The following is a 14,333-nucleotide window of genomic DNA, read 5'->3' as shown; positions in this document are numbered from 1 at the left end:
GTCCCGATGCTCGCCTCCCTCCCCGCTCTGATCCGCGTGCCGCTGGTGGTGTTGCTGCTGGCGCTCAACGTGCTGCTGCACGTGCTGCCGCTGTTCGCGCTCACCCTGCTGAAGCTGCTGATGCCCGTGGCCGGGTTCCGTCGCGCCTGCTCGCGTGTGCTGGTGGCGATCGCGGAGAGCTGGATAGCCGGGAACAACGCGTTGTTCGCACTGTTCACGCGCATCCACTGGCAGGTGGACGGGCTGGATGGCCTGCGCCGTGATGCCAATTACCTTGTGCTGGCCAACCACCAGAGCTGGGTGGACATCCCGGTGCTGCAGAAGCTGTTGAACCGGCGCATCCCGTTTCTGCGCTTCTTCCTCAAGAGCCAATTGATCTGGGTACCGTTGATGGGGCCGGCGTGGTGGGCGCTGGATTTCCCCTTTATGAAGCGTTACTCGCGGGAAACGCTGGCCCGGCGCCCGGAACTGGCCGGTCGCGACATGGAAGCCACCCGCCGCGCCTGCGCCAAATTCCGCCAGTTGCCGGTGTCGGTAATGAACTTCGTGGAGGGGACGCGCTTCACGCCGGCCAAGCACGATGCGCAGGGTTCGCCGTACCGCCACCTGCTGAAGCCGCGCGCCGGCGGCGTGGCCTTCGTCCTCGATGCGATGGGCGAAGGGCTTGACGCTATTCTCGAAGTCGCGATCGTTTATCCTGATGGCCCATGCAGCATCCTCGACCTGATTGCCGGGCGCCTGCGCGAGGTGCGGGTGAGTTTGCTGCAGCGGGCGATCACGCCGGAGTTGCGCGGGGACTACGAGCGCGACGAGGCCTTCCGCCTGCGTTTTCAGGCGTGGGTCAACGAGCTCTGGCAGGAGCAGGATGCGCGGCTGACGCGCTTGCTGGATGCCTGAATACCGCGTGAGGCGGAAGGATGGCACGCCGTTCGCCTCGGCATGACGGCGAGGTAGACTTGGCGGCGTAGCCGCCACGTGGTCATGCAGGCGGGCAATGGGGGTTAAGGATGGCGCTGGAGCGATACACACCATGAGTGAGGCGAAGCTCGCACCGGCGGGATCGGGCGGAGCACGCGCTGCGGGCGTGTTGCAGGCGATTGCGCGCATGTCGTCCACGCGGACGAATTACTGGGTCGGCCACGCTACCGATTTCCTGGTCAGCTTTGCCCTGCTCGGCGCCTCGTTCTGGCTGGATCACAGCCGGCCGCTGTTGTCGGCGCTGGTGTTCCTGCTCGGCTTGTTCATCTTCAGCTTCATCGAGTACGCCTTCCACCGTTGGCTGTTCCATGGTGCGCTGCGCTTGTTCGAGCGCGGACACACCGTCCATCACGAACAGCCGCTGGGCTACGACTCGTTGCCGTTCTTCTTCCCGCCCGCGGTGGTGGTGCTGCTCGCAGCGGCGCTGGCGCTGGCGCTGCCCGCGGCGACCGCCTTGCTGCTTTCGGGTGCGATCGCGCTGGGCTATGCGCTGTACGGTTTCAGCCACCTCGTGATCCACCGGCGCGGCCGCTTCAACCATCCGCTGGTGCGAAAGTGGGCTGCCGTGCATCACGTGCACCACCATCATCCCGACAAGAATTACGGCGTCACCTCGCCGTTGTGGGATTTCCTGCTGGGCACGTGGTACGTGTCCAAGAGCAAGGTCAGGTGATTTTTGCGATCATCCCTGATCGCGAAGATCACACGGGCGGCCATCCATGGCCGCACTTTTCAGAGAAGCGCGCCTTGTAGGCGCAACCTGTGCGCTCTACAGGTGGTTCTCAGCCCAATGGCAAGCCGCGCAGCTCGACGCCGTCGGCGTCCACGCGCAGCACCGAGCCTTGTTCGTACCAGTCGCCCACCACGATGCGTTCGGCGGGCGCGCCGTCCAGTTCGAAGCGGTGGATCGCGGGGCGATGGGTGTGGCCGTGGATCAGTCGCGTGACACCGGCGTTGCGCATGGCCTGCGTCACGGCACCGGCGTCGACGTCCATGAGGGTTTCCATCGCACTGCCGGTGTGCGCGCGGCTTTCCGCGCGTGACTTGGCGGCGAAGGCGCGGCGCGCCTCCAGCGGCATGGCGAGGATCTGCGCCTTCCATTCCGGCGTGCGAACCTGCTTGCGCACGGTCTGGTAGGCCACGTCGCCGGTGCACAGGACGTCGCCGTGCATCAGCAGGGTGGGGCGGCCGTGCAGCGTGTGCACGGTGCCGTCTTCCAGCAACTCGAAGCCGGCGCGGCGGGCAAACGCTTCGCCCAGCAGGAAATCGCGGTTGCCAACCATGAAGTACACCGGCACACCGGCGTCGCGCACGCCGCGGGTGGCGTCCGCGATGCGCTGCGGCAATTCGGCGTCGTCATCGTCGCCGACCCAGGCCTCCACCAGGTCGCCGAGGATGTACAGCGCGTCGGCGCGGCGCACTTCGTCACTGGCAAGGTAGCGTTCGAACAGTTCGGTGATGCGCGGACGGCTGTCGTCAAGGTGCAGGTCGGCAATGAACAGACTGGCCATGACCGATCAGGGTACCTTGGTCGGCGCGGCCGCACTGGCAGCGGCGGCGGGTGCGGCTTCGCCCAGCACCTGCGCGCCTTCGATCACCACCAGCGGGTTGGGCACGTCGGCGGTGAACGGGCCGATGCCGTGGGTAGGCGTGGCGGCGATCTTGTCCACCACATCCATGCCCTTGACGACCTTGCCGAACACCGCATAGCCCCAGGTAAGGCCGCTCTGGTTGCCCGTGAAATCGAGCCGGCGGTCGTCCACCAGGTTGATGAAGAATTGCGAGGTGCCCGAGTTCGGATCGGCGCCGCGCGCCACCGCCACCGTGCCGCGCAGGTTCGTCAGGCCGTTGTCCGCCTCGCTGGCAATGGCCGGATGCGTGCGCTTGGGTTGCAGCTCGCGCGTGTACAGGCCGCCCTGTACGAGGTAGCCGGGGATGGCCCGGTGGAACACCGTGCCGGCGTAGAAGCCGTCGTGCACGTATTGCAGGAAGTTCGCCACGCTCTTGGGCGCCTTGTCCGGGAACAGCTCCAGCGTGATGTCGCCCAGCGACGTGTGCAGCACCACCTGCGGGTCGGCCGTGTCCGCCGGTTTGGCGTTCTGCGCCCACAGCGCAGGGGCGAACAGGGCAGTGGATAGGAGCAGCAGGGCGAGCTTGGGCTTGGACATGGAGGCAGGCCGTTCGAAGTATCCGCGCATGATACGCGGCCCCATGGCCGCATGCGCCTTTCGGGGTTCAGGATGGGTTCTTGAAGAGTGCGGCCACGGATGGCCGCTGGTGGCGTCAGGGAAGGGCGATGGGCTTGAGGCTCGCTGCTACCTGCCACGCTACGGCGATTCCGGACGAATCGCACTGATACTCAAAGTGCGGCCGTGGATGGCTGCCCGTTTGGTCTTCGCGATCAGGGACGATCGCAAAACTCTGGATGGCCGCTGGTGGCGCAAGAGCAGGGCGAGAACTTGAAACTTGCAGCTACCTGCCACGCCATGGCGATTCCGGACGAATCGCACTGGTTCAACTCGTGGACAGCTCCAGCTCCAACCCCAGCTCGATCATCGGCGCCTGTTCCTGGTGCAGGTCCGCCTCGCTGAGCGGATGCTGCTCCAGCCACGCGGCAGGTAGCGAGAGCCGCAGCCGTTGGCGGGTGGCGGAGAGCTTCATCGGCGGCAGCGACTCGGCGCGACGGCCACGGCGGAACAGCACGGCGAGACGCAGCAGCGCCGTGGTGTAGCGGGCGAGCGGGCGATAGCGTTGCGGCAGGGTGGCGATCACCGCCTTGTCGGGCTTGCGCCGGTGCATCTCGACCACGGCGGCGAGCAGTTGCTGTTCCTGCCGCGAAAAGCCGGCGAGGTCGGCATGTCGCAGGATATAAGCGCCATGGTGATGGTGTTGGCTGTGTGCGATGGCGAGGCCGATCTCGTGCACGCGGGCGGCCCACGACAGCCATTCGCGTGCTTCGCCGTCCAGCTTCCATGCCTTCGCGACCTGGTCGAACAGCTGCAGCGCAGTGGATTCCACCCGTCGCGCCTGCGCGCGATCCACGCCGTAACGGGTGGCCAGCGCGTCGATGCTGCCGGTGCGCGGGTCGCTGCCGACGGCGCGGCCGAGCAGGTCCCACATCAGACCTTCGCGCATCGAGCTCTCGCACACGCGCATGCGCGCGATCCCCAGCGCCTCGAACGCGGCCTCGAAGATCACTACCGCGCCGGCGAGCACCGGCGCGCGCTCCTCGGCCAGGCCGGGCAGCTTGAGCGTGGCGATCGAGCCCTGCGCGAGGATCGCGTCGCGCAGCCCGGCCAGCGACGCGGGCGTGATGCCATCGTCACTGAGCTTCATCGCCTGCACCACCGCGCCGATTGCCTTGGCGCTGCCGGAGGAGCCAAACGCTTCCTGCCAGCCGGATTCGCGATAGTCCTCGGCGAACTGCTGCAACAGCACGCCGATCTCGCCGCGCGCGCGCTGCCAGCGCTTGCGGTTGAGCTTGCCGCCGGGGAAGAAGCGCAGCGTGGAGGCGATGCAGCCGGCCTGCACGCTCTCGGTGTGCAAGGGGGCGAGACCGCGGCCGATGATGAATTCGGTGCTGCCGCCGCCTACGTCCATCACCAGCCGCGGCTCGCGCGAGGCAGGCAGGTCGTGCGCGGCGCCGAGGAAGATCAGGCGGCCTTCCTCGCGGCCCGACACCACTTCGATCGGGTGGCCCAGCGCGGCTTCGGCGGCGGTAAGGAACGCATGCGGTGCGGCCAGCCGGCGCACCGTGTTGGTGGCCACCGCGCGCACGCGCTGCGAAGGCAGGCCGGCGATGCGCTGGCCGAAGCGGGCCAGGCAATCCATGGCGCGGGCGCGGCGATCGGCGTCCAGCGAACCATCGCTGCGCAGGCCCGCGGCCATGCGCACGCTGTCGCGCAGGCGATCGATCACCCGCGGTTCGCCGTGCTCCATGCGCGCAACGATCAGGTGGAAGCTGTTCGAGCCCATGTCCACGGCGGCCAGCAGCTCGCCATCGCGGATCGGGGTGTGTTCGGCCTGGCTCAAGCGCGGGTTCCTGGTCGACGCGGGTGGGGCGGCAATGCGCATCATGCCGTATTCGCCCGCCGCTTTCCTCGCATGCGTGAGGTGCGGCCCGGAATGCCGGCGATTCAACCGGGATTGTGTGTCGCTGGCACCCCGTTCACCTGTTGCAGCGGCCCTACCGTGACGTGGCCGCTCCAGCCCTCGAACACCTTGACGGCCGCCTGGTCGATGGCCTTGGTCATCATCTGGATGGGCGGGCATTGCTCAGGGTTGCTTGCCATGCTCGGGTCGGCAGGCGTGGTGATTCCCGCCATGCAGTAGTGGCCGCCGGGACCGGTCAGATGGGCCAGCCGGGCCATGCCCTGCTCGTAGCGCTTCTCGGCACGCACCGCCGCCGTGGCGTCGCCATAGGTGGGGCGCATACGTGCGAGCAATTGATCGGTCGCCTTCCGTTCGGCCGGCGTGAGCGAGGCATCAAGCGTGGCGGATGCAGCGGCGAAGTCCGATTGCGGACGCTCGGATGCGAGCGCCAGCCAGGCCGCCGCCAACGGACGATTTGCCGGCTGGTGGTCGCCATCGAGCGCCATGATGCCGAGCACGTACTGCGCTGGCTTGCTGGCCCAGCTGGCCGCCGTGGCGAAGAACTTCTGTGCCTGCCCGTAATGCTGCAGACCGTAGCTTTGCGTGCCCAGGCAGTAGTAGTAATCACCCGGCAGGAACTGTTCTTCGCCGATCGCGCATGCGGCGCCGGCCAGTTCGGCGTCGCTCGGTGCCGAGCTGGCGGGGGCGGGTATCCCGGTTGTCTCGCTGGCGGCCAGGGCCGTCGATGACATGCCGGCGATGCTGGCAATGCCCATCGCAAACCCCAGCACGCGCCTCATTTTCACAGGTAACCCGTACATGCCCGGCCCCAGTTGGCGAAGGTGGTCTGATGGATGTCTCCATCGGCGGATATCCTCGTCGAGGGATGCGACGGGCAGGATGTTCTGCCTGGCGTCCTCCGCCTCACGGGCACAGCTTCTCCAGCAACGTCTGCTGTGCACTGTAGGGAGCCTGTTTGCCCGGCGTGGCACGGGTGTAGCGACCGTTGCCGTCGAGCAGCCATGCCTGGGTGTTGTCGGCCAGGCTGTTGGCGAGGGTTTCATCGTAGATGCGTGTGGACAGGTCGGGGTCGCGGATGGGAAAGGCGATCTCGATGCGGCGCATCAGGTTGCGCTCCATCCAGTCGGCACTGGCGCAGTAGAGTTCCGGCGCGCCATCGTTGCCGAACCAGTACACGCGGCTGTGCTCCAGGAAGCGTCCCACGATGGAGCGTACGCGGATGCGCTCGGAGATGCCGGGCAGGCCGGGACGCAACGTGCAGGCGCCGCGCACGATCAGGTCGATCTCCACGCCGGCTTGCGAGGCGCGGTACAGCGCCTCGATCACGTGCGCCTCGTTCAGCGCGTTGAGCTTGGCCACGATGCGTGCGGGGCGGCCTGCGCGGGCCAGTTCGGTTTCGCGCCCGATGCGTTCCATCACGCCGGCGTAGAGCGTGAAAGGCGAATGCAGCAGGCGCTTGAGCGCGATGCGCGGGCCCAGGCCGGAGAGCTGCTGGAACACCTTGTGCAGGTCTTCGCCGATTTCGGGGTCGGCGGTCATCAGGCCGATGTCGGTATAGGTGCGGCTGTTGATCTGGTGGTAGTTGCCGGTGGAGAGATGGGCGTAGCGGCGCAGCGTGTCGCCCTCGCGGCGCACGATCAGCATCATCTTGGCGTGGGTCTTGTAGCCCACCACGCCGTACACCACCTGCACGCCGGCCTCCTGCAGGCGCGTGGCGAGGCGGATATTGGCCTCCTCGTCGAAGCGCGCGCGCAATTCGATCACCACGGTGACGTCCTTGCCGTGGCGTGCCGCCTCGACCAACAGATCAACCAGCGGGGTGTCCTCGCCGGCGCGGTACAGGGTCTGCTTGATCGCCAGCACGTTGGGATCGGTGCTGGCCTGGCGCAGCAGGTCCACCACGGCGGCGAAGCTCTGGTAGGGGTGGTGCAGCAGCACGTCGCGCTGGGCGATCTGCTCGAACTTGTCGCGACTGCTTTCCAGCTCGGCGGGGAGCTTCGGGGTGAAGCGCGGGTACTTCAGCTCCGGGCGATCCAGCCAGTCGTAGATCAGCCCGGCGCGGATGATGTTGACCGGGCCGTCGCAGCGGTAGACGTCGGCCTCTTCCAGCTGGAAGTTGTGCGTCAGCATCGAGGTGATGGACTGAGGGCAGTCGCTGGCGATCTCCAGCCGCACCGGCCGTGCGTAGCCGCGTCCCACCAGTCCCTCGCTGAGCGCGAGGGCGAGGTTCTCCACCTCGGCTTCCTCCACGATCAGCTCGCTGTTGCGGGTGACGCGGAACTGCCAGGATCCAACCACCTTGAAGCCGGGGAACATCTGGTCGACGAAGGCGTGCAGCAGTTCGGCGAGGAACACGAAGTGATCGCCCTCGCCGCACACCTCGGCGGGCACGCGGATGATGCGCGGCAGCGAGCGCGGCGCGCGCACCAGCGCCATGTGGCCTTCGTGGCCGAAGGCGTCACGGCCCTTCAGCACCACCGCGATGTTCAGCGTCTTGTTGAGGATGCGCGGGAACGGATGGGCCGGGTCCAGCCCCAGCGGCGACAGCACGGGCAGCACCTCGTGCTCGAAATAGCCCTGCAACCAGCGCTTCTGGCGTGTGGTCCACTGCGTACGGGTCAGGATGTGGATGCGCTCGGCGTTCAACTGCGGGCGCAGTTCCTGCTGCCAGATCGCATATTGTTCGGCGACCAGCTCCAGCACGCGGTTGCGGATGCGCGCGAGCAGCTCAGGCGGCGACAGGCCGTCCGGCCCCGGCGCGGCCGAGCCAAAGGCGTGGTGGTGCTTGAGCATCGCCACGCGCACCTCGAAGAATTCGTCGAGGTTGTTCGCCACGATGCTGAGGAAGCGCAGTCGCTCGAGCAGCGGCACCGTGGTATCGCGCGCCATCGCCAGCACCCTGAAGTTGAATTCCAGTGCGGCCAATTCGCGGCTCAGGTAGAGCTCGGGAGCGGAGAGGTCTGGGGGCTTGGGAGTCTGGGCGTCGGTGCGTCGCATGCACGCATTCTGGCGCATGCGCGGCGGTTGGTGCGCGCCGTGGCGTGCAGCGCTTCAGCTTTCGTCGCGGCTGCGCGTGGCCGAAAGCAGGCGCTCGGGCGCGAAGTGGCAGGAGAAGGTGGAGCCGCGGCCCGGTTCGCTTTCGATGCCCAGCCTTGCCTGATGCAGGTTCAGCACATGCTTGACGATGGACAATCCCAGCCCGGTGCCGCCGGTGCCGCGCGATCGACTCGAGGACACGCGATAGAAGCGTTCGGTGAGGCGGGAGAGATGGCTGGCGGGAATGCCGTAGCCGGTGTCGCTGACCGAGTAGGTCGCACCTTCCGCGCTGCGCCGCCAGCGTATCGCGATGCTGCCGCCGGCGGGGGTGTAGCGCACCGCATTGCTGACCAGGTTGGAGAGCGCGCTGTGCAGGTCCTTGGGTGAGCCGAGCAGGTCGAGGTCGGTGTCGGCTTCCACCGTGACCTGGTGCCGGCCCTGGCTCAGCGCTTCGGCTTCCTTGCGCAGCGTGGCCAGCAGAGGCGCCATCGGCACGCGCTCATCCTCGACGTGGTGCTGGGTTTCCAGCCGCGACAGGGTGAGCAGGTCTTCCACGATCTGGCCCATGCGGCGGGATTGCGCGCGCATCTCGCCGAGCACCGGCGCCAGCGCGGGGGCGTCCTCGGGATCGAGCAGTTCGAGATAGCCGTGGATCACGGTGAGCGGCGTGCGCAGCTCGTGCGAGACATTGGCCACGAAGTCGCGGCGCATCTGTTCCAGTCGCGTGACATGGCTGGTGTCGCGCGCCAGCAGCACCTGCTGGCGGCGGCCGAATGGCAGCAGGCTCACGCTGATCTGGCTGTCGGGACGGCCCGGCGCCACGGTGTCATGCAGCGGCTCGTGCTCGTCCTGGCGCAGCCAGTCCGCGAGTTCCGAGGCTTGCAGGCGCTGCTCCAGCGATGCGCCGCGGTCGTGCGGAGCGCGCAGGCCGAGCAGGTTCTCCGCCGCGTGGTTGAACCAGCGCACGCGCTGATCGGGATCGAGCAGCACCACGGCGTCGGGCAACTGGCTGGCGGTGCGGCGCAGGTCGCGCAGACTGGAGGCGAGGCGGTGGGTACGCATGACGAGGCGGTCGTGTTTCGCGGTGATGGTGGCCGGCGACATGATGTGACGCGTCGTATGACCGTCCCGCGACAACAGCAAGACGATTTCCGCCACGGCGACAAAGGCCACTCCCGCCGCGATGCGGTCGCCCGCCAGCCAGCCGAGCAGCGCGCCCGCGCACAGGCCGGCAAAGCAGATGACAGGCAGTTTCCAGCGATAGGGAATGGGCATCGAAAGGCAGGGTGTCTGGCTGGCTGGATGTGGAGCTTACAGCGTGCCTACTGATGCGTTCTGCCTGTCATCCCGGCGCAGGCCGGGATCCAGTAGCAATATCGCTTGCTCAAGCCGCACAGTCACTGGATGACTCGCTGCGCTCGCCCCTCCGGGGCTGCCCTGCGGGCGTTCTGCGCGCTTCGCGCCTGTCCGGCCTTTGCCGGAATGACGAGCAAAATGCAGGCGCTGGGTCGCTCAGACGCTTGCGGAGAAGCGATATCCGCTGCCGCGTACGGTCTGCACCATGTCTTCCAGCTTCCACGGCTCAAGCGTCTTGCGCAGGCGGCGTATGTGCACGTCCACCGTGCGCTCCTCCACGTACACGCTGCCGCCCCACACATGGTCGAGCAGCTGTGCGCGCGAGTACACGCGCTCGGCGTGGGTCATGAAGAAATGCAGCAGGCGGTATTCGGTGGGGCCGATGGTCACCGGTTCGTCGCCGGCGAACACGCGATGTGCGGGGCCGTCGATGCGCAGCTTGCCCAGTTCCACCATGCCGTCGCCGTCGTCGCCATGGGTGCGGCGCAGCACCGCCTTGATCCGCGCGAGCAGCTCGCGCGTGGAGAAGGGCTTGACCACGTAGTCGTCCACGCCGGCTTCCAGGCCGTTGACGCGGTCCATTTCCTCGCCGCGTGCGGTGAGCATGATGATGGGGATCTCGCGGCTCAGCTCTTCCTTGCGCAGGCGGCGCGCCAGTTCCAGTCCGCTCATGCCCGGCAGCATCCAGTCAAGCAGGATGAGGTCGGGCACCTGCTCGGAGATGGCGAGCTGGGCGGCACGCGCGTCGGCGGCCTGCATGGCCTCCATGTCGGCCTTGCGCAAGGCGAAGGCAATCATCTCGCGGATCGAGGTCTCGTCTTCGACGATCAGGATGCGTTTGTGCACGCGGAAAGATCCGTTGGACTATGACCGGGATATTGCAATGCAGGAATGTTACGCGGCGATGACATGCGTGTCGCTGCGCTGCGTCATTGCTGCGAGCTGTTGCCGGTCGCGGGATTGTCCGGCGTGTCGATCCTGCGCTTGCGCAGCTCCAGCACCAGCGGGGTGAGTTCGGCGATGCGGGCCTGGATACGCGACCGCGAGTAGTAGCTGAGATCGTTGCGCTTGAGCAGGCGCTGGAGCTGCTCCATCGCGTCGAAGGGACGGCCGGCGTAATAGCTGGCGTCGGCCCAGGCCTCGCCGGCGCGCTCGTCGTCGCCGGCCTTGTCGCTGGCGCGGGCGTAGGCGGTGTACAGCGCGGGATCGTCGCTGTTTTCCAACAAGGGGCGCAGCAGGTCGGCGGCGGTGGATGCCTGCTGCTTGTCCCCACGGTCGGTGAGCGCGTTGGCATAGGCCAGCGCCACCGCCCGGTTGCGCGGCGACTGCCGGTTGAGCGGCTGGTACAGCGCAAGCGCGGCGTCGCGCTGACCGGCCTGCAGCCGGGCGTCGGCCAGCGCCAGGGTGAGGATCAGACTGCCGGCATGCGCTTTCAGCAACGGCTCGAGTTGCGCCACGGCTTGCGCGCCACGGTCGCTGCGGGTGAGCGCCAGCGCGTAGCCGTAGCGGTTGACCGGAGTGTCGAAGCCGGCCTTGTTCTTGAGGTTGCCGGCGTAGTAGTCGACCAGCCGCACGGGATTGCCGCTCAACACGCGGGCGCGTTCGCGCATCAGTTCGTAGGTATTGAGGCCGCCCGGGCTGGCGGTGTCCGCGCCGAGCCGGATCGGCCCGCGCACGAAGGCTATCGGCGTGGTGATCTGCTCCCACTGGCCGTCGAGCAGGTTGTCGCCGCCGGGGTGCAGTTTCTGTGCGGTGACCAGGGCGTCGGCGCGGGATTTCGCATCGGCGATACGGTCGCTGGTGACCGGGTGGTCCTGCAGGAAGGACGGTACCTGGCCGCCTGCGCCGGTGCTCATCACGTCCTCCATGTGCTGGAAGAACGCGGCCATCGCGTTTGGGTCGAAGCCGGCATTGGCCAGCGTCTTGATGCCGGCGCGGTCGGCTTCGATTTCGTCCTTGCGGGTGAAGTTGATCTCCTTCTGCGCCAGCAGGCCCTGGCCGCCGGCCAGCACCGCGATGGGTGCATCGCCGGCGCTGCGGCCCGCGGCGCCGGCGGCGATCGCGCCCAGCACCACCAGTGCCAGCAGCGGCGCGTCCTTCTTCGAATCCTCGAATGCGCGCTGCAGATGGTTCTGCGTGATGTGGCCGATCTCGTGCGCCAGCACGCCTGCCAGTTCGTCCTCGTTGCGGGTAATGGCGATGAGGCCGGAGTTCACCGCGATGTAGCCGCCCGGCAGGGCGAAGGCATTGATTTCCTCGTCCTTCACGATGAAGAACTGGAAGTGGTCGCGCGGCTTGGCGCAGGCGGCGACCAGCCGGAAGCCGAGATCGTTGATGTACTCGTCCAGCAGCGGGTCGTCCACCACCATGTCCAGCGCGCGCATCTGGCGCAGCATGGAGGCACCGTAGTCCTGCGCTTCCTGCGGCGAGATCAGCGCGTCCGCCGAGCTGCCGAGGTCCGGCAGGCGCGAGTTGTCCTGCGCGCCGGCGGCGAAGGCGAGGCTGGCGAGGATCAGGACGATCGGCAGGCGCTTGACGGGGCGTCGTGGTGCCATGAGGGCGGGTATCTGCGGATAATGTGAAGGGTTGCGACCAAGCATGATCGCGGAGAGCAAACGCGCAGCCAGCCGTGGCCGTACTTCTGCTGCTTTTGCGATCATCCATGATCGCGGGATCAAGCGGGCCAGCCATCCGCGGCCGCACTTTTCAACCATTCAGTTGACCGCTCATGTGGAAGCTTGTTCCAAGGGTTTTTTACCCCCACATTGTGCGCAGGCAACCGGAGTTACGTGATGTCCAAGATCGAAGTCTATTCCACCGCGGTCTGCCCGTACTGCGTGGCCGCGAAGAACCTGCTCAAGTCCAAGGGCCTGGAGTGGAGCGAACTGCGCGTGGACGCCGACCCTGCGCAGCGCGATGCCATGCTGGCGCGCAGCGGCGGCCGCCGTACCGTGCCGCAGATCTTCATCAACGACCAGTACGTGGGTGGTTACGACGACCTCGTCGCGGCCGACCGCAGCGGCAAGCTGGCCGAGCTGCTGGGAGCAAGCGCATGAGCGGCGGACAGGGCGAAAAGGATCGCGTCGCCGAGTTCACCGCGTTCCGCCAGCGCATGAACGAACGCATCCTGGCCGAGGACAATCAGGTGGTGCGGCGTTTCTTCGCGCTGGACACGCAGACCTACAAGCCCGGCGCGCTGGATGTGAAGACCAAGGAGCTGCTTGGCCTGGTCGCTTCGATGGTGCTGCGTTGCGACGACTGCATCAGTTACCACGTGGCGCAGTGCAAGGAGGCCGGGGTGACCCGCGAGGAATTCTTCGAGACTTTCAGCGTGGGTCTGGTGGTGGGTGGTTCCATCGTGATCCCGCACCTGCGCCGAGCCGTGGATTTCCTCGACAAGCTGGAAGAGGGCGAGGCCGCGACCGATGTGGCTTGCGCCGATCACGGCTGACGGCGTAGTTGCTCTCCGTGCCGGGGTCGTGCTGACGGGCAGCTCTCGCTCGAATGGCCGCCCAGTGCGCTCCGCCGGATGCTCGCCGCACGAGATTGCCATGCCACCCCGGTCCTGTCCCTGGAAAGGGAGGCAAGGCGACGTGCCATTTCCCGCAATGCTCCGTGCGAGGATTTTCAACGCCGCGAGCCGGCTCTCGCCTGTTCGCTTCCGTATGGATCGGCGATAATTGCAGCGATACCGATCCCTGCCTGCCTTTGCCGCAGCGGGATCGACGGCATTCTTCCCCACGGAGTTCCCCCTCATGAGCAAGACCATCGCGGTGATCCCGGGCGACGGCATCGGCCCGGAGATCATGACCGCCACGCTGCGCGTGCTCGACGCGCTGGACTGCGGCCTCGCCTACGATTTCGCCGACGCCGGCATGGTGGCGCTGGAGAAGCACGGCGACCTGCTGCCCAAGGCCACGCTGGACAAGATCGCCGAGCACAAGGTGGCGCTGAAGGGCCCGTTGACCACGCCGATCGGCGGCGGCTTCACCTCGATCAACGTCACCCTGCGCCGCCACTTCGACCTGTACGCCAACGTGCGTCCGGCGATCAGCTTTCCCGGCACCAAGGCGCGCTTCGAGAACATCGACATCATCACGGTGCGCGAGAACACCGAGGGCGCGTACCTGGCCGAAGGGCAGTCGCTGTCCGAGGACGGCCAGACCGCGGTTTCGATGATCCGCAACACGCGCAAGGGCAGCGAGCGCATCGTGCGCTACGCCTTCGAGCTGGCGGTGAGGAAGGGCCGCAAGAAGGTCACGGCCGTGCACAAGGCCAACATCATCAAGACCGCCTCGGGCCTGTTCCTCAACGTGGCACGCGAAGTCGCCAAGGAATACCCGCAGATCGAGTTCAACGAGATGATCGTGGACAACACCTGCATGCAACTGGTGATGAAGCCCGAGCAGTTCGACGTGATCGTCACCACCAACCTGTTCGGCGACATCCTCTCCGACCTGTGCGCGGGCCTGGTAGGCGGCCTGGGCCTCGCGCCCGGCGACAACATCGGCGAGGGCGCGGCGATCTTCGAAGCCGTGCACGGTTCCGCTCCCGACATTGCCGGCAAGGGCATCGCCAACCCCTGCGCACTGCTGCTGGCCGCGGCCGACATGCTCGACCACCTCGGCATGGTGGCCAAGGGCGACAAGCTGCGCGCCGCGATTCGCGACACCATGACCAACGACCGCGACAGCGTGACGCCGGACCTCGGCGGCAAGGGCAGCACCGAGAGCTTCGGCGAGGCCATCGCGAAGCGCGTCAAGGGCTGAGCGCCGGCCCCATCGACACGCAAGGCCGCGGCGTCGTCCGCGGCCTTGTCGTTTCTGGATCATGCGGATCGGTTGCTAGCA

13 protein-coding genes are annotated in these 14,333 nt (G+C 67.1%); 5 read left to right on the top strand and 8 right to left on the bottom strand.

What is annotated here, in order from left to right; translation table 11 throughout:
- Nucleotides 1–6 precede the first annotated feature (6 nt).
- Nucleotides 7–897 (top strand): acyltransferase, encoded by an 891-nt coding sequence (locus tag ISP25_RS08260; RefSeq protein WP_404613110.1) that lies wholly within the window; start codon nucleotides 7–9, stop codon nucleotides 895–897.
- 133 nt (nucleotides 898–1,030) lie between these two features.
- Nucleotides 1,031–1,651 (top strand): sterol desaturase family protein, encoded by a 621-nt coding sequence (locus ISP25_RS08255; RefSeq protein WP_404613108.1) that lies wholly within the window; start codon nucleotides 1,031–1,033, stop codon nucleotides 1,649–1,651.
- 109 nt (nucleotides 1,652–1,760) lie between these two features.
- On the opposite strand, the gene ISP25_RS08250 is transcribed toward ISP25_RS08255, so the two are convergent.
- The 8 genes from ISP25_RS08250 to ISP25_RS08215 all read right to left on the bottom strand — a co-directional run bounded on the left by ISP25_RS08250 (nucleotide 1,761) and on the right by ISP25_RS08215 (nucleotide 12,038).
- Nucleotides 1,761–2,489, bottom strand: coding sequence for a UDP-2,3-diacylglucosamine diphosphatase (locus tag ISP25_RS08250; protein ID WP_192154434.1), 729 nt, complete (start codon nucleotides 2,487–2,489; stop codon nucleotides 1,761–1,763).
- Nucleotides 2,490–2,495: 6 nt separating this feature from the next.
- A complete protein-coding gene (locus ISP25_RS08245) occupies nucleotides 2,496–3,146 on the bottom strand; it encodes a peptidylprolyl isomerase (RefSeq protein WP_192154436.1) in 651 nt (216 codons plus the stop codon).
- A 346-nt stretch (nucleotides 3,147–3,492) separates the two neighbouring features.
- Nucleotides 3,493–5,010, bottom strand: a complete 1,518-nt coding sequence (locus ISP25_RS08240) for a Ppx/GppA phosphatase family protein (RefSeq protein WP_192154438.1) — start codon at nucleotides 5,008–5,010, stop codon at nucleotides 3,493–3,495.
- A 104-nt stretch (nucleotides 5,011–5,114) separates the two neighbouring features.
- On the bottom strand, nucleotides 5,115–5,822 hold the full coding sequence (locus ISP25_RS08235; RefSeq protein ID WP_404613105.1) for a hypothetical protein: 708 nt from the start codon (nucleotides 5,820–5,822) through the stop codon (nucleotides 5,115–5,117).
- Nucleotides 5,823–5,994: 172 nt separating this feature from the next.
- Nucleotides 5,995–8,088, bottom strand: coding sequence for a polyphosphate kinase 1 (ppk1, locus tag ISP25_RS08230; RefSeq protein WP_192154442.1), 2,094 nt, complete (start codon nucleotides 8,086–8,088; stop codon nucleotides 5,995–5,997).
- A 54-nt stretch (nucleotides 8,089–8,142) separates the two neighbouring features.
- Nucleotides 8,143–9,402 carry a phosphate regulon sensor histidine kinase PhoR gene (gene phoR, locus ISP25_RS08225; RefSeq protein WP_404613103.1) on the bottom strand — a complete coding sequence of 420 codons (1,260 nt, stop codon included), beginning with the start codon at nucleotides 9,400–9,402 and terminating at the stop codon, nucleotides 8,143–8,145.
- A gap of 237 nt (nucleotides 9,403–9,639) precedes the next feature.
- Nucleotides 9,640–10,329 carry a phosphate regulon transcriptional regulator PhoB gene (phoB, locus tag ISP25_RS08220; protein ID WP_192154446.1) on the bottom strand — a complete coding sequence of 230 codons (690 nt, stop codon included), beginning with the start codon at nucleotides 10,327–10,329 and terminating at the stop codon, nucleotides 9,640–9,642.
- Between the two features lie 83 nt (nucleotides 10,330–10,412).
- Nucleotides 10,413–12,038, bottom strand: coding sequence for a beta-barrel assembly-enhancing protease (locus tag ISP25_RS08215; RefSeq protein WP_404613101.1), 1,626 nt, complete (start codon nucleotides 12,036–12,038; stop codon nucleotides 10,413–10,415).
- Nucleotides 12,039–12,275: 237 nt separating this feature from the next.
- On the opposite strand from ISP25_RS08215, the gene grxC reads away from it, so the two are divergent.
- The 3 genes from grxC to ISP25_RS08200 all read left to right on the top strand — a co-directional run bounded on the left by grxC (nucleotide 12,276) and on the right by ISP25_RS08200 (nucleotide 14,252).
- On the top strand, nucleotides 12,276–12,539 hold the full coding sequence (gene grxC, locus ISP25_RS08210) for a glutaredoxin 3 (protein ID WP_192154448.1): 264 nt from the start codon (nucleotides 12,276–12,278) through the stop codon (nucleotides 12,537–12,539).
- Nucleotides 12,536–12,934 (top strand): carboxymuconolactone decarboxylase family protein, encoded by a 399-nt coding sequence (locus ISP25_RS08205; RefSeq protein WP_404613099.1) that lies wholly within the window; start codon nucleotides 12,536–12,538, stop codon nucleotides 12,932–12,934. Before grxC ends, ISP25_RS08205 begins: the two co-directional genes overlap by 4 nt.
- Nucleotides 12,935–13,238: 304 nt before the next feature.
- Nucleotides 13,239–14,252 carry an isocitrate dehydrogenase gene (locus tag ISP25_RS08200; RefSeq protein WP_192154450.1) on the top strand — a complete coding sequence of 338 codons (1,014 nt, stop codon included), beginning with the start codon at nucleotides 13,239–13,241 and terminating at the stop codon, nucleotides 14,250–14,252.
- Nucleotides 14,253–14,333: the final 81 nt, after the last annotated feature.

It is taken from the genome of Rhodanobacter hydrolyticus, assembly GCF_044904645.1.
Note: the sequence above shows the minus strand (reverse complement) of the source record. Positions and strands in the feature narration are given on the sequence as shown.

Excerpts from the sequence above, each read along its gene's own strand:
- ISP25_RS08235 (WP_404613105.1), bottom strand. The coding sequence starts at position 5,822 with ATGTCATCGACGGCCCTGGCCGCCAGCGAGACAACCGGGATACCCGCC.
- ppk1 (WP_192154442.1), bottom strand. The coding sequence starts at position 8,088 with ATGCGACGCACCGACGCCCAGACTCCCAAGCCCCCAGACCTCTCCGCT.
- ISP25_RS08255 (WP_404613108.1), top strand. The coding sequence starts at position 1,031 with ATGAGTGAGGCGAAGCTCGCACCGGCGGGATCGGGCGGAGCACGCGCT.
- ISP25_RS08205 (WP_404613099.1), top strand. The coding sequence starts at position 12,536 with ATGAGCGGCGGACAGGGCGAAAAGGATCGCGTCGCCGAGTTCACCGCG.
- ISP25_RS08245 (WP_192154436.1), bottom strand. The coding sequence starts at position 3,146 with ATGTCCAAGCCCAAGCTCGCCCTGCTGCTCCTATCCACTGCCCTGTTC.
- ISP25_RS08215 (WP_404613101.1), bottom strand. The coding sequence starts at position 12,038 with ATGGCACCACGACGCCCCGTCAAGCGCCTGCCGATCGTCCTGATCCTC.
- ISP25_RS08260 (WP_404613110.1), top strand. The coding sequence starts at position 7 with ATGCTCGCCTCCCTCCCCGCTCTGATCCGCGTGCCGCTGGTGGTGTTG.
- ISP25_RS08250 (WP_192154434.1), bottom strand. The coding sequence starts at position 2,489 with ATGGCCAGTCTGTTCATTGCCGACCTGCACCTTGACGACAGCCGTCCG.
- grxC (WP_192154448.1), top strand. The coding sequence starts at position 12,276 with ATGTCCAAGATCGAAGTCTATTCCACCGCGGTCTGCCCGTACTGCGTG.
- phoR (WP_404613103.1), bottom strand. The coding sequence starts at position 9,402 with ATGCCCATTCCCTATCGCTGGAAACTGCCTGTCATCTGCTTTGCCGGC.
- ISP25_RS08200 (WP_192154450.1), top strand. The coding sequence starts at position 13,239 with ATGAGCAAGACCATCGCGGTGATCCCGGGCGACGGCATCGGCCCGGAG.